Origin of the sequence: Novosphingobium capsulatum NBRC 12533 (assembly GCF_001598375.1) — a bacterium.
In the GTDB taxonomy this organism is placed as follows: Bacteria; Pseudomonadota; Alphaproteobacteria; order Sphingomonadales; family Sphingomonadaceae; genus Novosphingobium; species Novosphingobium capsulatum.
Window position 1 is genome coordinate 179,874 of sequence record NZ_BCYV01000005.1, and the last position, 17,237, is coordinate 197,110.

A 17,237-nucleotide genomic window follows, 5' to 3' on the forward strand; every position below is an offset into this window, starting at 1 on the left:
GGGGAGGGGAACCGCCGCGAAGCGGTGGTGGAGGGGCGGCGTCAGCTCACCGCGTCGATCGTCTCGTCATCGACGCCACCTGGCACGATCATCAGCACGCAGGGCAGGGTGCCCGCGGCCGCGGCAAAGTGGGTGATAAGCGGGCCAGGATTGTCCTGAGCCGCGCCCAGCACCAGCGCCGACACTTCCGGGTGCTCCTTGAGGTATTCGCGTACCACCTGCGGGCCGTTGCCCTGGCGCACGCTGATCAGCGGCGCCAGGCCGGATTCACTGGCGAGGCTGCCGGCCGCGGCGGTGGCGAGCACTTCGGCGCGATCGTGCGCTTCCTGTTCAATCGTGGCCTGCACCCCGGCAAAGGCGACGAATTCCTGGCGTGGCACCAGCGCCAGAATGTGCACCCCGCCATTGGTACGCACGGCGCGTCGCGCGGCAAAGCGCAGGGCACGCGCCGCTTCCTCCGTCTCGTCCATGATCACCAGATAGATGCGCTGCTGGTCTGGCATGTGCTTGATCCGCCCCCGTTTCGCGCAGGTGGTATCGCGAATGCGGGGTTCTGGCAAATAGGTGAGGTGCACGGGCACGGCAGGATGCGTAAAAATCATCGCCTGCGCGCGTCGCTAGAGGCTTGACCGAAGGTGCAAGGCTGGTGAAATGGAGTGGTGAAACAGAAATTCGATTTAACCCGAATTTTTGAGAAAAAACCAGTTTTGCAAACCGAATTGACACTTTTGTCAGCAAGGACACGGAAAACAGCCCATGCCCATCGCGATCAAGATGCCCGCCCTGTCCCCAACGATGGAAGAGGGCACGCTGGCCCGCTGGCTCGTCAAGGTTGGTGACAAGGTTTCCTCGGGTGACATCATGGCCGAAATCGAAACCGACAAGGCCACCATGGAATTCGAAGCGGTGGACGAAGGCACGATCGTGTCGATCGACGTGGCCGAAGGCAGCGAAGGCGTGAAGGTTGGCACCGTGATCGCCATGATCGCCGGCGAAGACGAAGATGCCAGCGCCCCGGCACCGGCCACACCCGCACCCGCGCCGGCCAAGGCCGCCGAAGCCGCGCCGGCGCCTGCTGCCAGCGCCCCGGCACCCGCTGCTGCCCCGGCCGCCAAGGGCGATCGCGTCATCGCCACGCCGCTGGCCAAGCGCATTGCCGCTGAAAAGGGCATCGACCTGTCGGCCGTCAAGGGCAGTGGCCCGAACGGCCGCGTGACCAAGGCCGATGTGCTGGGGGCCAAGCCCGGTGCGGCTGCAGCGCCCGCCACCGCTGCTGCCCCGGCTGCGCCCGCCGCCGCCACGCCGGCCCCGGCTGCGGCGCCCGCACCGGCTGCAGTGCCCGATTTCGGCATCCCTTACGAAGCGCAGAAGCTCAACAACGTGCGCAAGACCATTGCGCGCCGCCTGACCGAAGCCAAGCAGACCATCCCGCACATCTACCTTACGGTCGACGTGCGCCTCGATGCGCTGCTCAAGCTGCGCAGCCAATTGAACGCCGCGCTCGAAGCGCAGGGCGTCAAGCTTTCGGTCAACGACCTGCTGATCAAGGCGCTGGCCAAGGCCCTGGTCCAGGTGCCCAAGTGCAACGTCAGCTTTGCCGGCGATGAGCTGCGCAGCTTCACCCGTGTCGATGTGTCGGTGGCCGTGGCCGCGCCTTCGGGCCTGATCACGCCGATCATCAAGGATGCCGGAGCCAAGTCGATCTCGGCCATCGCCACCGAGATCAAGCAGCTGGCCGGCAAGGCCCGCGAAGGCAAGCTGCAGCCGCACGAATTCCAGGGCGGCACCGCTTCGCTGTCCAACCTCGGCATGTTCGGCATCAAGCAGTTCGAAGCCGTGATCAATCCGCCCCAGGGCATGATCCTGGCCGTGGGTGCCGGTGAACAGCGCCCCTACATCGTCGATGGCGCGCTGGGCGTGGCGACGGTGATGAGCGCCACCGGCAGCTTTGACCACCGCGCGATCGACGGGGCCGATGGCGCCGAACTGATGCAGGCGTTCAAGCAGATCGTCGAAAACCCCTTGGCGCTGGTTGCCTAGGAATGACGGATACTAACACGCTGCTAGGGCTTACGCAGGCTGTGACTGGCCTGTTTGCCCTGGTAGCTGCTAGTACCGGACTCATCGCGTGGATTAGTTGGCGAATTTCGCCTCTGGAAATAAATTTCACTGAACATCGGCAAAAATCAGGATATTCGATTTGGTCTGCAAAGGTCAGAAGTTTTCGAAATATCGTTGGTAAGCAGGAGCTCTATGTCTGCAGCCACGATAGAAATCTGAAAATTCATCGCGCAACCATTATTGATGGTCCTGGAAGCTGGGGAATTGTAGGTCTAAGTTTACTTCCAAATGGTGCATTGAGGGTTGATATTGAACTTTTAAAAAGTGGCGGATTTTTTTCATTTAGAATGATTGCCGATGGAAATTCTGTTCCTGAAATATTGAAAATTTCGGAGGACTCATACTGGAGTGTGGCTATAGGGCGCTTTTTTTCAAGCCCAATAGCGCGAGCGCTAGTCACCGCGAAGGTTCGAGTTCTTGTGATTTGCGTTGGATTCGTATTTTTGACGTTGACGGCATTAATTCGACTTCTGGAAATCGGAGTATTGAAATGAGAGCTGTCAATTTATGAGCGTAAGCAGCCGCGAGCCGGCCATCCGCGTCACCGCCATGCCGGCGGATTGCAACGCCTATGGCGACATTTTCGGCGGATGGCTGATGTGCCTGATGGACAATGCTGCGGGGCTGATCGCCTCGCGGCGTTGTCGCGGGCGCGCGGTCACCATCGCGCTCGACGGCATGCAGTTCCTCAATCCGGTGAAGGTGGGTGACGAGGTGTCGGTCTATGGCGAAATCGAAAAGACCGGGCGCACCTCGATGACCATCGCCATCGAGGCATGGCGCCGCGAACGCCATCGCGAGCAGTCCTCGATGGTCACCCAGGCCAAGTTCACGTTTGTTGCCGTTGACGGCACCGGCCGGCCCCGCCCGGTTGACGAATAAGGAGAATTCCAAGTGGCTGATCAATATGACGTGATCGTCCTCGGTTCGGGTCCTGGCGGCTATGTGGCGGCAATCCGCTGCGCCCAGCTGGGTCTCAAGACCGCCATTGTCGAGCGCGAGCTGCTCGGCGGCATCTGCCTTAACTGGGGCTGCATTCCCACCAAGGCGCTGCTGCGCTCGGCCGAAGTGCTCAACCACATGAAGCACGCGGCGAGCTATGGCCTGGCGGCCGACAACATCCGCGCCGATCTGGACGCGGTGGTCAAGCGTTCGCGCGGCGTGGCCAAGCAGCTTAACCAGGGCGTGACGCACCTGATGAAGAAGAACAAGATCACCATGCACATGGGCACGGGCGTCTTGAAGAGCCCCACCAGCATCGAAGTGACCGGCGACAAGGGCACCGAAACGATTTCGGCCAAGCACGTGATCGTGGCCACTGGCGCCCGCGCACGCGATCTGCCGTTCGCCAAGGCCGATGGCAACCGCGTGTGGACCTATCGCCATGCGATGACGCCCAAGGAGCTTCCGAGCAAGCTGCTGGTCATCGGCTCGGGCGCGATCGGTATCGAGTTCGCCAGCTTCTACAACGACATGGGCGCTGACGTGACCGTGGTCGAAATGCTCGATCGCGTCGTGCCGGTGGAAGACGCCGATGTTTCGGCATTCCTCGAAAAGGCGCTGACCAAGCAGGGCATGAAGATCATGACCGGCGCGGGCGTGGAAAGCCTGGCGGTGTCGGCCAATGGCGTGAAGGCCAAGATCAAGGCCAAGGACGGCAAGGTGATCGACGGCGATTACAGCCATGTGATCGTGGCGGTCGGCATCGTGCCCAATACCGAGAACATCGGGCTTGAAGCACAGGGCGTGAAGATGGAGCGCGGCTTCATCCAGATCGACGGCTATGGCCGCACCGGCGCCAAGGGCCTGTGGGCGATCGGCGACGTGACGCCCGGGCCGTGGCTGGCGCACAAGGCGAGCCACGAGGGCGTGATCGCGGCAGAAGCCATTGCGGCCGAACTCGGCAATAAGGACGTGCACCCGCACCCGATGGACCGCGCCAACATCCCCGGCTGCACCTATTGCCACCCGCAGATCGCCAGCGTCGGCCTGACCGAGGCCAAGGCCAAGGAAGCCGGTTACACCGTCAAGGCCGGGACGTTCCCGTTCATCGGCAATGGCAAGGCCATCGCGCTTGGGGAGCCGGAAGGCTTCGTCAAGACGGTGTTCGATGCCAAGACCGGCGAACTCTTGGGCGCGCACATGATCGGCGCCGAAGTGACCGAAATGATCCAGGGCTTTGTCGTGGGCAAGACGCTGGAAACCACCGAGGCCGAACTGATGCACACGGTGTTCCCGCACCCGACCATCAGCGAATCCATGCATGAATCGGTGCTCGCCGCCTACGGCCGCGCCCTGCACATCTAAGGCAAGCGGCCTCCTCCCGCGTGCGGGAGGGAGGCCTATCTACTCCCCTCCCGCGTGCGGGAGGGGCTGGGGGAGGGCATGTTGCACCCCAACCGCCCACCCTCTTGCCAAACCTCCACCAATCCCCCACGGCCCCAGGCATGACGCACGATGTGATCATCCTGGGCGCCGGGGCGGCTGGCCTGTTCTGCGCGGCCACGGCGGCTGGGCGCGGGCGCCGCGTGGTGGTGCTCGATCACGCCGAAAAGCCAGGCAAGAAAATCCTGATCTCGGGCGGCGGACGGTGCAATTTCACCAATCTGCACACCGCGCCTGATCGCTATCTGTCCGAAAATCCGCATTTCGCGCGCTCTGCGCTCAGCCGGTTTACCCCGGGCGATTTCATTGCCCTGGTCGATGCCCACGGCATTGCCAGGCATGAAAAGACGCTGGGGCAGTTGTTCTGCGATGGCTCTGCCCGCCAGATCGTCGACATGCTGATGGACCAGTGCGCCGCCGCTGGCGCGCAGGTGCGCTGCAACAGCCCGATCGCCGCGGTGCGCCACGCCGATGGCCTGTTCCATGTCAGCGCGGGGGAAAGCGCATTTGCCGCCCCGTCGCTGGTCATCGCCACCGGCGGCCCGGCCATTCCCAAGATCGGCGCCACCGGCTTTGCCTATGACCTGGCGCGGCAATTCGGCCTCAAGGTGGTGCAACCGCGCCCGGCGCTGGTGCCGCTCACGCTGCCGGCCGAGGCGGCCTTGTTCCGTGAACTGTCGGGCATTGCCGCCCCGGTTGAAGCCACCTGCGGCAAGGCGCGGTTTGCCGAAGCGGCGCTGTTTACCCATCGCGGGCTGTCCGGCCCGGCGATCCTCCAGGTGTCCTCGTACTGGAAGCGCGGCGAGGTCGTGCGCATCGATTTCCTGCCCGGCCGCACGGGCGACTGGCTGCTCGATGCCAAGCGCCAGCGCCCGCGCGCCGGCCTGCGCAGCGTGCTGGGCGAGGCGCTGCCCGAGCGCCTGGCCACCGCCCTGGCCGATCAGCTTGGCCTGGCGGCCGAAATGGGCAACCTGCCTGACAAGGCCTTGCGCGCCGCGCAGGCGCGCCTGCATGCCTGGGATTTCATGCCCGATGGCAGCGAAGGCTTTGCCAAGGCCGAAGTGACCGCCGGCGGCATCAGCACGGCCGAACTGTCTCAGCGCACGATGGAAGCTCGCAAGGTGCCAGGCCTTTTCGCGATCGGTGAGGCGGTGGACGTGACCGGCTGGCTGGGCGGGTATAATTTCCAGTGGGCCTGGGCCAGCGCGCACGCGGCCGGCATGGCCGCCTGATCGGGGGAATACCTAGGGAAACGCGGGTTGAACCGGCAGAAACCTGCCGGATAACGGCAGGATAATGCCAATTGGGTGCAAGCACGTGCCCTTAAACATACGCGCTGTTGATGGTCTATGTGGCCTGTTCGCCATGGAAAGCCCGCCAGCCGGGCATCGTGCGATCAAGGACCACACCCCCATGCCCAACTATACCGATGCGTCGGTCGTTTCGACCTATGCGCTTACCGGCAACAAATACTTTGACGCCTTGCTCTATTCCAAGGCCATGTTCCGCTCCAAGTGGTCGACCATTGCCGATGGCAAGACGGCGATCACCTACAGCTTCCCGTGGCTCGATGGCGTCGCCAGCAAGTTTGCCAATGGCTATGGCAGCGAACCGGGCGCGGCCACCCATGGCGCCATGCCCAGCGCGCAGATCGCCAACATCAAGGCGGCGTTCCAGGCGTGGTCCGATGTGGCCAACATCACCTTTACCCAGGTGAGCGAGACCGACAGCGGCACCGTCGGCGATATCCGCGTCGCGCAATCGTCCAGCGTGAGCGGACAATACTGGGGCTATTGCAAGCTGGTATCCAATGGCGCGGCCAATGCCCATGGCGATATCTGGATTTCGCCCAGCTATGGCAACGGCTCGTTCGCGGTGGGCACCTACAACTACATGGCGATGATGCATGAGGTCGGCCACGCCCTGGGCCTCGATCACCCGTTTGAAGGCAATAAGATGCCCTCGGGCTTTGACGTGCGCAATTACACGATCATGTCCTACACCGATCCCAAGGGGGTGTGGTGGGTGAACAGCGGCACGGGGCAGACCGAATACCTCATCAAGTCGCCGATGGTCTATGACATCGCCGCGATCCAGGCGATCTATGGCGCCAACACCGGCTTTCACGCCGGCGATGACACCTACAGCTACTCCGCCACGGCACCGTTCTTCGCCGCAATCTGGCATGGCGGCGGCAATGACACGATCGATGTCAGCGCCTTTTCCAAGGGGTGCCGCGTTGATCTGCACGCCGGTGCCTATTCTACCCTGGTGTTCGACAACCTGCAGACGCTGAACAACAATCTCGGCATTGCCTTCAACTGCACGATCGAAAATGCCACGGGCGGCAGCGGGGCCGACAAACTCGTCGGCAACGATATCGCCAATGTGCTGTTCGGCCGCGACGGCGACGATACGCTGACAGGCAATGGCGGTAACGACACGCTCAACGGCGGCGCGGGCAAGGACGTGCTGCTGGGCGGCAACGATGCCGATACGCTGATCGGCGGGGCAGGGCAGGACACGCTGACCGGGGGCGCCGGCGCGGACGCTTTCGTTTTTACCGCCATTTCCGATTTTGCCGGGCAAGACCTAGCCAGTTGCGATGCGATCACCGATTTCAGCAAGACGCAGAAAGACGTGATCAAGCTCAACCAGATCGATGCGATCAGCACCAACGCCAATGCCGATGATCCCTTCACTTTCATCGGCACCGCCAATTTCCACAAGGTGGCGGGCGAATTGCGCTATATGTACAGCGGCGGCGCCACGGTGATCCAGGGTGACGTCAATGGCGATGGCGTGGCTGATTTCTGGCTGAAAGCGGCGGGCAAGATCGCCTTTGCCGCCACTGATTTCGTGCTCTAGCCTGGACGCCTTGCCAGGGGGAGGAGCGCTCACGGCTCCACTTTGAACCTGTCGTCCGTCCCGTAACGCGGCGGGCTTGCCTACCAAGGCAAGCCTTCAACCGTACGGGAATGCACGCGTGGCCACCTATACCCAGGCATCGCCGGTCAAGACCTATTCGCTGACCGCCGACGCGCGGTTCAATGCCTTGCTCCAGGCCGATCCCGCCTATCGCCTGGCGTGGTCCACGGTCTCTGCCGGCAAGACGGTGGTCAGCTACAGCTTCATCTGGGGCGGCGGCGTCGCTTCGGCCTTTGCCAGCGGCTATGGCACCGAAATGACCGCAGCCACGGTCGGCGCCTTGCCGTCTGGCGACTATGCCAATGTCGCCCTGGCGTTTGCGCAATGGTCCAACGTGGCCAACCTTTCGTTCAAGCAGGTGGCCGAAACCGCCGGCGGCACCGTGGGGGACATTCGCCTGGGCCTGTCCTCGCGCGTGGGCGATGCCTGGGGCTATACCAAGGCCACGGCTGGCGGCCTGGCCAATAGCCACGGCGATATCTGGATCAACCCGCTGTATGGGCGCGATTCCTATGCGGTGAACACCTACAATTTCACCGCTCTGATGCACGAGATTGGCCACGCCCTGGGCCTGGCGCATCCATCGGAAGGCAATATCATCCCCACCGGGTATGATTATCGCAACTACACGATCATGTCCTACAACGATCCCTATGGGGTCTATGCCTACAACCCGGCCAAGGAAGACTTCGACTATATCATCCAGACGCCGATGGTTTACGATATCGCCGCGATCCAGGCGATCTATGGCGCGAACATGAGCTATCATGCCGGCGACAACACCTATGCCTATTCGCCCGGCAGCCCGTTTTACGCCACGATCTGGGATGCCGGCGGCAAGGATCTGATCGACCTGCGCACGTTCAAGCTGGATTGCTGGGTTGATCTCCACCCTGGCGCCTATTCCACGCTGGGGTTTACCAATGTCAGCGTGTCCAACAACCTGGGCATCGCCTACAACGTGACAATCGAAGACTGCTATGGCGGCGCTGGCAACGACACGCTGGTGGGCAACGAGGCGAACAACGCGCTTTATGGCAACGCTGGCAACGACCGGCTCTATGGCTATGGCGGGAATGACAAGCTTTCGGGCGGCAAGGGCGATGACATTCTCTCGGGCGGCGATGGCAACGATACCTTCCTGGCCGGTGATGACCTGGGCAACGATCGCTATGTCGGCGGGCCTGGCCTCGATCTTGTGACGTATGCCGGCGCGACGGTGGGCGTCACGGTCAACCTGGCGACGGGAGTGGGCGATGGCACCGCCGCCGGCCTGGGCAAGGACACGATCTCGGGCGTGGAGCGCGTTACCGGCTCTGCCCACAATGATACCCTGCTGGGCGATGCCAACGACAACATCCTGTCGGGCAATGGCGGCAACGATACGATCAACGGCATGGCCGGCGCCGATACCTTGCGCGGCGGATCGGGCCAGGACCGGCTCACCGGCGGCAGCGGCGCCGATCGCTTCGTGTTTGAGCGGGTGATCGAATTTGCCGGAAGCACAGCCACCACGTGTGACGTGATCACCGATTTCAAGCATGTGGACGGCGATCTGATCGTGTTGACGCCGATTGACGCGAACAGCCTGACCAGCGCCGACGATGCCTTTGCGTTCATCGGCACGGCCGCCTTCCACCATGTGGCGGGCGAGTTGCGCTATGCTATCACCGGCGGCAACACCCTGGTTCAGGGGGACATCAACGGCGATGGCCTGGCTGATTTCGCGCTGCTGCTGCAAGGCAGCCTGTCGCTGGCAAAGGGCGATTTCCTGCTCTGAACGGCTACGCACTTTCCGCAGGGGCGCCCAACGGTTTGTTGGCCATGGCGGGTCTAAGCCGGCCAAAATGCCGGAGACGACCATGTTCGGATTGCGCAAAGTCTTTGGGAGCCCTGCCGCGCCCGCGCCACTGCCCACCTTGGCGGCGTGGGATCAAGACGTGCCGCCTGTCGAGAGTTTTGTCCCGCTGGCGCAGCCGTCGATGCGTGTGGTGCGCAGCAACAGTATGCTGCACGGGCTGGGCCACGAAACCTTCCGCTTTGGCGATGTCGCGGCAGCGCTGGTCATGGCCTATGTGTCCCCGCACGTCGATTTCGAAACGGTGGTGCAGCGTTTGCGTCCGTTGTGCGCGCCGGCGCGCGTGGTGGCAGTCACCACGGCGGGCGAACTGTGCGGCGATGGCCAGGGGCCGCTCTATTGCCCGGCCGATGGCGCGTGGGACAGCGTGGTGGTGCAGGTCTTCGGGCCAGACCTGTTTGCCGCCACCAGCATCCACGCCGTTCCCCTGGCAAACGCCGATATTCGCGCCGGCAGGCCCAGCAAGGCGCAGGATGCCCGCGTTGACGAGATCGCCGATCACCTCTCGCGCCTGTCCGTGTCCTTCCCGGTACGGCACCATGATACGCTGGCACTCACCCTGATCGACGGGCTTTCCGCCAGCGAGAACTTCTTCATGGAAGCGGTCTATCGCTGCGGCCGCTTCCCATGCGTGTTCATCGGTGGATCGGCTGGCGGCAAGCTGGATTTCCAGGCGACCTGGCTGTTCGACGGCGAACACTTCTTGCAGGACCATGCGGTGATCGTCTTTGCCAAGATGCGCGACGATGCGCGCTTCGGCATCTTCAAGACACAGAACTTCGTCGATACCGGGCGCAGCGTGATCATCATGGAAGCTTCGGCCGAAACCCGCTGCGTCACTTCGGTGGTGGAGCCCGGCTCGGTGGAGATCGTGCCCGTGGTCGATGCACTCAGCGCCATGATGGGGTGCCAGCCGCACGATCTGGAACAGCGCCTGCAAGGGCACACGTTTGCCATCCGCCTGAACGACCAGCTGTTCGTGCGCTCCATCTCCAGCATCGATGTGGCGGCCGGGGCCGTGCATTTCTATTGCGACATCAACCCCGGCGATGAATTGCACCTGGTGGCCGCCACCGATTTTGCCGGGCAGACCAGGGCTGATCTGGAGGCGTTCCTGCGGGGCAAGCCGCATCCGGTGGGCGCCCTGCTCAACGACTGCATCCTGCGCCGCCTGGGTAATGGCGCGCAACTCGGCGCGCTGGACGGGCTGTGGGGCGATGTGCCGGCGGCGGGCTTTTCCACGTTTGGCGAATTGCTGGGCATCAACGTCAACCAGACCTTGACGGCGGTGGTCTTCTTCAAGCCCGCGCCGGGCGAGGTGCTGGCCGAACCGTTCGTGGAGCAGTTCCCCATCCACTATGCGCAGTTCGCGCGCTATTTCGTGGAAACGCGGCTCAACCAGCAGCGCCTGATCAACGGGCTGCGCCAGCAGTTGCTGGGCCGGCTTACCGATTTCGTGATGAAGACCGCGCGCCTCGCGCACGAGCTGGACCAGGTGGCCAGTGGCACGGAGGACGTGCGCCGCAATGTCGATGCGATGCGCAGCGAGATCGAGCAGCGGCTGGCGGGCCTCGCCCACAGCGACGGGGAAGGGGTGCTCGATACCGAATTCGGCCATGTCGCCCAGGCCATGGCCCAGCTGCGCGACATCGTGGAAGTGATCGACAAGATCAACATGCAGACCAACCTGCTCTCGCTCAACGCCGGGATCGAGGCGGCACGCGCCGGCGAGGCCGGGCGCGCCTTTGCCATCGTCGCCAACGAAGTGCGCAGCCTGGCCAAGATGACCCGCACCACGCTCGATCAAAGCCGGGAATCGCTGGGCCAGGTCGATAACTCGATGACGCGCCTGGGCGGCCATGTCGCCCAGACAGAGGCCAAGCTGGGCAATGCCCGCAATGGCTTTGATGTCATCACCGCCAGCCTCGGCGCGATGTTCGCCTCGTTCTCGCGCATTGGCGACTTGCTGGGATCGGTGGAGCAGATGGCCCGCCAGCAGACCGGCATGATGAGCCAGGTCGAGCTGGAGATAGAGCGCCTGCGCCGGGTGGAGGGGCAGCAGGCGTAAGCAGCCTAGGCGGCGTGGACAAATTCCACAACGTCACGGTTGCCCTCTAAAAGGCCCTGGGGAGGCGCGAGGACGAAGCAAGAGTGGGCCTCTTGCAAGACCGAGCAACGCTGCCAGGGCCTTTTAGAGGGCAACCCCTGTGGGGCTGGACCAAAAACCGCCATTTCAGCGTCGGCTCGTCGCGCAATATTCCCGATATTGCGCTTCCTCGCCTCCTCGAACTGGCGGTTTTTGCTTCCAGCCGTGGCGCTGTGGAATTTGTCCACGCCGCCTAGATCCGCCGCAGCGCGTCGGCCATCACATGGGCTTCATGCTGGCTGGCGATCAGCAGCGGCTGGGTGTCCTGCTCGGCCCGGCGTTCGCTTTCGGGCACCAGCGCGCGTGCGTCGCCGCTCCACTGTGCGGCAATCGCTCGCACTTCGGGCACGATCACCAGCTTGGCCACCACCAGCGATCCGGTCCACAGCGGGATCGACAGCACGAGCGAGGTGATGACGCACTTCACAGCCTTGCCGGGGTGCAGGAAGTTGATGTTCCAGGTCATGGTCAATTCCCGATTGCGCTTTCCCATCGGTCCCGGGGCAGGGGCTAATGGCTCGGGCCTGACATCGGGATGAATGACCAAATTTTCATGTTGGTTCAAAAGGTAGTCTGGGCACTGCGCCGCCAGTGGCCCTGCGGCCATGGCGGCGCAGCAATGGTTCAGGCCGCCACGTAATGCGCCGTGGTCTTGGCCGCCACTTCCTCGGCCGTCACGCCCGGCGCCAGCTCCACCAGGTGGAACGGGCTGTCGTGATCCGGGCGCTGGAACACGGCGAGGTCGGTGATCACCATGTCGACCACGTTCTTGCCAGTCAGCGGGAGGGTGCAATCAGGAATGAACTTGGAGCTGCCGTCCTTGGCGCAGTGCTCCATCACCACGATGATGCGCTTCACCCCCGCGACCAGGTCCATGGCGCCGCCCATGCCCTTGATCATCTTGCCGGGCACCATCCAGTTGGCGATATCGCCGCCCTGCGACACTTCCATCGCGCCCAGCACGGTCAGGTCGATATGCCCACCCCGGATCATGGCAAAGCTTTGCGCGCTATCGAAATAGGCGGTCTGCGGCAGTTCGCTGATGGTCTGCTTGCCGGCGTTGATCAGGTCGGCGTCGACCTCGTCGTCGAACGGGAAGGGGCCGATGCCCAGCATCCCGTTTTCCGATTGCAGCGTCACTTCCATGCCGGCGGGAATGTGGTTGGCCACCAGCGTGGGGATGCCGATGCCCAGGTTCACATAGAACCCATCTTGAAGTTCGCGCGCCGCGCGCGCGGCCATTTCGTCACGAGTCCAGGGCATCAGGCGTTCTCCCGCGCACGGGTGGTGCGGAATTCGATCTTCTTGTCATAGGGCGCGCCCAGCACTAGCCGCTGGACATAGACGCCCGGCAGGTGGATGCCATCGGCATCGAGGCTGCCGGTCGGCACGATCTCTTCCACTTCCACCACGCAGACCTTGCCGCAGGTCGCGGCCGGCACGTTGAAATTGCGCGCCGTCTTGCGGAACACCACGTTGCCGCTCTCGTCCGCCTTCCACGCCTTGACCAGCGACAGGTCGGCAAAGATCCCGCGTTCCAGGATATAGTCCTGCCCGTCAAAATTCTTCACTTCCTTGCCCTCGGCCACCAGCGTGCCCACGCCGGTCTTGGTGTAGAAGCCGGGAATGCCTGCGCCGCCCGCGCGCATGCGCTCGGCCAGGGTGCCCTGGGGGCAGAATTCCACCTCCAGCTCGCCCGACAGATACTGGCGTTCGAATTCCTTGTTCTCGCCCACATAGGACGAGATCATCTTCTTGACCTGGCGCGTGCGCAGCAGCTTGCCGATGCCTTCGTTGTCGATGCCGGCATTGTTGCTGGCAAAGGTCAGCCCGCTCACCCCGGACTCGCGCACCGCATCCAGCAGCCGCTCAGGGATTCCGCAAAGGCCAAAGCCCCCGCAGGCGATCAGCAGGCCATCGTGCAACAGCCCGTCCAGCGCGGCTGTGGCAGAGGGATAGATCTTGTTGGCCATCGGCACCTCTCCATTGATGCCCCGTCTTACGCCAGCCAATCGATCGGAACTAGCGATACATTGTTATCTTTTATGATAAGACCTGGATATGATACCGCAGGCCCATGAAGCGCCTGGCCATCTATCACCTCGAAACCCTGCTGTGGATTGCCCGCCTGGGCACGTTCCGCGCCGCGGCAGAGCGGCTCAATACTACGCAGCCCGCCATTTCCGCCCGCGTGAAAGAGATCGAGGAGCAATTGGGCGTCGATCTGTTCCGCCGCGAAGGGCGCAACATGGTGCTCACCGCGCGCGGCCGCGCCCTGGTCGCCGATTTCGAGCCGCTGTGGGCCGGCTTCGAACGCGCGCTGTTCAAGGCGAGCGACTTTGGCGGCGCCACCGGCATCGTGCGCATCGGCACCGGCGAGATCGCCGCCGCCAGTTGCCTGCCCGCCTTCGTCGCGGCGGTGGAGCAGGACCTGCCCGGCGTGACGCTGGAGATCGAGCTCGACCTAACCGCCCGCATGCTCCAGCAACTGCTCGCCGGCACCAGCGACATGGTGTTCCTCGCCGGCCCGGTCGCCAGCCCCGGCGTGCGCACCACGCCATTGGGCAGCGTCGCGCTGGTCTGGGCGGCCAGCAAGGCCACGGCGCAGGCCGACGGCTTCAAGCAAGCGCTGCCGGTGTGGTCGATCCCGGAACACTCACCCATCCACGGCATCATGCGCGAATCCCTCGCGCAGCACGGCATCACGCCGCCAGTCATCCGCACCTGCAACAACGTCCGCGCCTTGGTCGAAATCATCCGCCTGGGCAGCGGCGCCGCGCTGTTGCCCGAAACCATGGTGCGCGGCGAACTGGCGAGCGGGGAGCTGGTGCAAGTCCTGCCATCGCCCAAGCGGCAACTGCGCTTCGAAGCGGCGATCAGGAGCGCCGAGCGCGACCCGCTGATTCTGGAGCTGTTCCGGCGGGTTGGTGGGCTGCGGATTGATTAGCCCAAACATTCCCTCCCCTAACCCCTCCCGCTGGCGGGAGGGGCTGGGGGAGGGCCTGTAAGCACCACAGCTCAATTCTACCGCATTCCCCCGGCGCGGCGCGCTGTATTGCGCATAAATGCCAGCCACGATTCCACGAAAACCGAGAATTGCCTTTCAATTTTTCGGCATCGTGTTATTAAGGTCGTGCTTACGTCGCATGCGACGGATAAATCGGCAGCTTTATGCCACCCCTTTATCCTTTTCTAGCACTACAGAAGCCGGGATGCGCCGCTGTTGGCGCATGCCCGTCAAACCATGGGATAAAGGGTTATCCATATGACGACCGGAACCGTAAAGTTTTTCAACGTCGACAAGGGCTATGGCTTCATTGCGCCCAATGACGGCGGCACCGATGCCTTCGTGCACATCTCGGCCGTGGAACGCGCCGGCATGCGCACGCTCGAAAAGGACCAGCGCGTTTCGTACGAGTTGGAAACCGATCGCCGTGGCAAGGTTTCGGCAGTCAATCTCCAGGCTGCCTGATGGATGCGGGTCGCGCGGTTGATCCAACCGCGCGACCACACCGCACCTGTCGCTACATGCCAAATTGACATTGCTGGAGGCCGAAAATGTCTGATCCGAAAAATCGTCCGTTCCTGATCAACAAGGATGCGGAAGGCAATTTCCGGCTGACCGTGCGCAGTGTGCGATACAACTCGCAAGGGTATCCGTTGGTCACGGCGGCACTGCAAGACGAACTGTTCAAGACCATGGCTGGCGCACGCACATTCGCGCGCGACAACTTTGGCGCACAGCCGGGCGAATACGCTTCAAAGTAAAGAGCGTTGTTCGCAACGTGAGAAGGAATTGGCATGGCCAAGGGTCAAAAGAAATCCAACAAGGAAGTGCGCAAGCCCAAGGCGGCCAAGCCGCCCAAGCTTAACGCCTCCAATCCATCGACCAAGCCAGCGCCGGTCGGGATCGTCACGATCAAGCGGTGAGCCCGAGCGGGCAACTGCGCTGCTTTGCCACTCTGGCCGCGCCGATGCCAACGCTCGGCGCGTCGTTGGCATGCCGGAAAATCAGCAAGATTGCCGGCATCGCCAACCGGTGGAGCCAGTTTCATGACGGATAGTCCCAGCCTCATCGACCCCCAGTTGCTCGATGCGCACGAAGCGTCTGATATTTCAGCCATCAACGGCATCGTCAGTCTGGCGAACATCCTGCGCGGCCGCAATATTCTGACCGACGCCGAGGCTTCGGCCCTGCACGAAAGCATGAGTTTGCCGCTTGGCATGGCCAAATACGCAGACAATCCGTCGGTCCAGGACATTCAGCTCAACCTCGACCGCCTGTTTGCGATGGTCGTCCGCCCGGGTTGAGCCCTACCGCTCCCTGATCGCCGCCTTCAGCCCCAGATGCGCGGCAAGCGCTTTCAAGTCCCGGCCCACGCTGTCGTTGATCAGTACGGCATGGCGGTCTTCCACTTCCATCACCAGCACCTCGCCTTCGCGGCGCAGCGTGCTGCCGTTCAGCGCCGAAGGGGCGCCAACGGTGAACCGCCGGCACAGCCGGGTGGCAAGGCCCCAGGCCTGGGCTTCGCGCAGCGAGGCGGGGGTGGCGAGAAGGTTGAGGTCTTCGGGCAGGGTCAGCTTGCCGGTATTGGCGATCATTGCGGCGGCGAGCATCGCGCGATCGCGCGCGGTCGCGCCGATCCAGCGTTTGCGCAGGCCCCATTCATGCGCCAGGTCGCCGCGCAGGTTGGGCTCCACCGTGGCCGAGGCCATGCACAGCATCGTGGAGGCAAGGCGCAGGCGCTCGCGCCGGTCGGGCCCGTCGGTCTGCACCACGCCGGCGGTCCAGCCGGCCACCATGCTGGCGGTGTTGGGTGAAATGCCGTGTTCTTGGGCAAAGGCAGAGGCGCCGGCGACCAGCGGTTCCTGCCCGCGCACGGCATCGGGCATCGCTTCCCACAGCACGCCTTCGCGCAGGCCCCAGGCGGAAAATACCAGCCTTTCGGGCTTTAGCCGGGCGATCAGCACGGCGAGCAGCGCGGCAGTATCGGGCAGGCTGGTAAGGCGCCCGCCGGAAACCCCGGCGATCGGCGCCACGGCCTCTCCCTTGCGCCGCGCCAAGGACTTGGCCAGCTTCAGCGCCAGGGCGGGATCGGCGACATAGCCGTGCGGATCATCGATCGGAAAGCGCGTTTCCACCATCATGTGGCGGGCAAAGGCGCGCAGCGAGCCGCCGACGAGATAGAGCGTCTGCCCCGGCGTGGCTTTCCATTCCGCCTTGGCCAGCGCCTTGGTGATCTTCTGCCCGAACGCGCGCTGCCCTTCGGCGCGCAGCGCGGGCAGGCGCAGCGTGCCCAGCGGCAGGCTGACCCCGTGGGTGCAGCGCTGCCCGTCCACATCGACCAGTTCCAGGCTGCCACCGCCCAGATCGCCCACCACGCCCTTGGCCTTGGGAAAGGCACCCAGCACGCCGTGCGCGCTGGTGATCGCCTCTTCCTCGCCCGAGAGCAGGCGCGGGGCAAAGCCCAGCTTGGCAATCGCATCCAGAAAGGCCGGACCATTGCGCGCGTCACGGCTGGCGGCGGTGGCCACCACGTCCACCTCGCTTACCCCTTGCAGCGCCAGGATCGCCTTGAACCGGGCTAGCGAGGCCAGCGCCAAAGCCATGGCCTTGGGCGAAAGATCGCCGCTTTCCGCAACGCCCTTGCCCAGGCGCGCGGTCACTTTCTCGTTGTGCAGCACCTTGGGCGCGCGCAGCGGCTGGCCATAGATGACCAGGCGCACGGTGTTGGAGCCGATATCGATAATGGCGCGCTTGGGCGCTTCTTTGCCACGGGACAGGCCAAATGCCATCGC

General features: G+C 63.6%; 18 protein-coding genes. 13 read left to right on the forward strand and 5 right to left on the reverse strand.

The window, feature by feature from the left end:
• Positions 1-41 precede the first annotated feature (41 nt).
• Positions 42-503 carry a universal stress protein gene (locus SCA01S_RS02565; RefSeq protein ID WP_062783000.1) on the reverse strand — a complete coding sequence of 154 codons (462 nt, stop codon included), beginning with the start codon at positions 501-503 and terminating at the stop codon, positions 42-44.
• A gap of 253 nt (positions 504-756) precedes the next feature.
• Between SCA01S_RS02565 and SCA01S_RS02570 the strand changes: the two genes are divergently transcribed.
• The 8 genes from SCA01S_RS02570 to SCA01S_RS02600 all read left to right on the forward strand — a co-directional run bounded on the left by SCA01S_RS02570 (position 757) and on the right by SCA01S_RS02600 (position 11,360).
• Positions 757-2,040 (forward strand): pyruvate dehydrogenase complex dihydrolipoamide acetyltransferase, encoded by a 1,284-nt coding sequence (locus SCA01S_RS02570; RefSeq protein ID WP_062782548.1) that lies wholly within the window; start codon positions 757-759, stop codon positions 2,038-2,040.
• A gap of 2 nt (positions 2,041-2,042) precedes the next feature.
• The gene (locus tag SCA01S_RS22050; protein ID WP_157088837.1) at positions 2,043-2,615 is read left to right on the forward strand and encodes a hypothetical protein; all 573 of its coding nucleotides are present in this window, start codon (positions 2,043-2,045) and stop codon (positions 2,613-2,615) included.
• 13 nt (positions 2,616-2,628) lie between these two features.
• Positions 2,629-3,003: an acyl-CoA thioesterase gene (locus SCA01S_RS02575; RefSeq protein ID WP_022677071.1), complete on the forward strand. Its 375-nt coding sequence runs from the start codon at positions 2,629-2,631 to the stop codon at positions 3,001-3,003.
• A gap of 12 nt (positions 3,004-3,015) precedes the next feature.
• On the forward strand, positions 3,016-4,428 hold the full coding sequence (gene lpdA / locus SCA01S_RS02580; protein ID WP_062782551.1) for a dihydrolipoyl dehydrogenase: 1,413 nt from the start codon (positions 3,016-3,018) through the stop codon (positions 4,426-4,428).
• Positions 4,429-4,568: 140 nt separating this feature from the next.
• Positions 4,569-5,738, forward strand: a complete 1,170-nt coding sequence (locus SCA01S_RS02585; RefSeq protein ID WP_062782554.1) for a BaiN/RdsA family NAD(P)/FAD-dependent oxidoreductase — start codon at positions 4,569-4,571, stop codon at positions 5,736-5,738.
• A 181-nt stretch (positions 5,739-5,919) separates the two neighbouring features.
• The gene (locus SCA01S_RS22925) at positions 5,920-7,374 is read left to right on the forward strand and encodes a M10 family metallopeptidase (RefSeq protein ID WP_167542859.1); all 1,455 of its coding nucleotides are present in this window, start codon (positions 5,920-5,922) and stop codon (positions 7,372-7,374) included.
• Positions 7,375-7,492: 118 nt separating this feature from the next.
• Positions 7,493-9,214: a M10 family metallopeptidase gene (locus SCA01S_RS02595; protein WP_062782557.1), complete on the forward strand. Its 1,722-nt coding sequence runs from the start codon at positions 7,493-7,495 to the stop codon at positions 9,212-9,214.
• Between the two features lie 82 nt (positions 9,215-9,296).
• A complete protein-coding gene (locus SCA01S_RS02600) occupies positions 9,297-11,360 on the forward strand; it encodes an FIST N-terminal domain-containing protein (protein ID WP_062782560.1) in 2,064 nt (687 codons plus the stop codon).
• Positions 11,361-11,631: 271 nt separating this feature from the next.
• Here the strand turns inward: SCA01S_RS02600 and SCA01S_RS02605 are convergent, their stop codons facing one another.
• The 3 genes from SCA01S_RS02605 to SCA01S_RS02615 form a co-directional block, all read right to left on the reverse strand.
• On the reverse strand, positions 11,632-11,904 hold the full coding sequence (locus SCA01S_RS02605; RefSeq protein WP_022677077.1) for a hypothetical protein: 273 nt from the start codon (positions 11,902-11,904) through the stop codon (positions 11,632-11,634).
• Positions 11,905-12,062: 158 nt separating this feature from the next.
• Positions 12,063-12,701, reverse strand: coding sequence for a CoA transferase subunit B (locus SCA01S_RS02610; RefSeq protein ID WP_022677078.1), 639 nt, complete (start codon positions 12,699-12,701; stop codon positions 12,063-12,065).
• The gene (locus tag SCA01S_RS02615) at positions 12,701-13,411 is read right to left on the reverse strand and encodes a CoA transferase subunit A (RefSeq protein ID WP_022677079.1); all 711 of its coding nucleotides are present in this window, start codon (positions 13,409-13,411) and stop codon (positions 12,701-12,703) included. Before SCA01S_RS02615 ends, SCA01S_RS02610 begins: the two co-directional genes overlap by 1 nt.
• A 104-nt stretch (positions 13,412-13,515) precedes the next feature.
• Here SCA01S_RS02615 and SCA01S_RS02620 point away from each other — a divergent pair, with 104 nt between their 5' ends.
• From SCA01S_RS02620 to SCA01S_RS02635, 5 genes are all read left to right on the forward strand, one after another.
• On the forward strand, positions 13,516-14,385 hold the full coding sequence (locus SCA01S_RS02620) for a LysR family transcriptional regulator (protein WP_062782563.1): 870 nt from the start codon (positions 13,516-13,518) through the stop codon (positions 14,383-14,385).
• Between the two features lie 318 nt (positions 14,386-14,703).
• Positions 14,704-14,910 carry a cold-shock protein gene (locus tag SCA01S_RS02625; protein ID WP_022677081.1) on the forward strand — a complete coding sequence of 69 codons (207 nt, stop codon included), beginning with the start codon at positions 14,704-14,706 and terminating at the stop codon, positions 14,908-14,910.
• An 86-nt stretch (positions 14,911-14,996) separates the two neighbouring features.
• Positions 14,997-15,206, forward strand: a complete 210-nt coding sequence (locus SCA01S_RS02630) for a hypothetical protein (RefSeq protein ID WP_062782566.1) — start codon at positions 14,997-14,999, stop codon at positions 15,204-15,206.
• A gap of 33 nt (positions 15,207-15,239) precedes the next feature.
• Entirely contained in the window at positions 15,240-15,368 is a 129-nt protein-coding gene (locus SCA01S_RS22930) for a hypothetical protein (protein WP_255352173.1), read from the forward strand.
• A 123-nt stretch (positions 15,369-15,491) separates the two neighbouring features.
• Positions 15,492-15,749, forward strand: a complete 258-nt coding sequence (locus SCA01S_RS02635) for a hypothetical protein (RefSeq protein ID WP_022677084.1) — start codon at positions 15,492-15,494, stop codon at positions 15,747-15,749.
• A 3-nt stretch (positions 15,750-15,752) separates the two neighbouring features.
• Here SCA01S_RS02635 and SCA01S_RS02640 read toward each other — a convergent pair whose 3' ends face one another.
• Positions 15,753-17,234, reverse strand: coding sequence for a Ppx/GppA phosphatase family protein (locus tag SCA01S_RS02640; protein ID WP_062782569.1), 1,482 nt, complete (start codon positions 17,232-17,234; stop codon positions 15,753-15,755).
• Between the last annotated feature and the right edge of the window lie 3 nt (positions 17,235-17,237).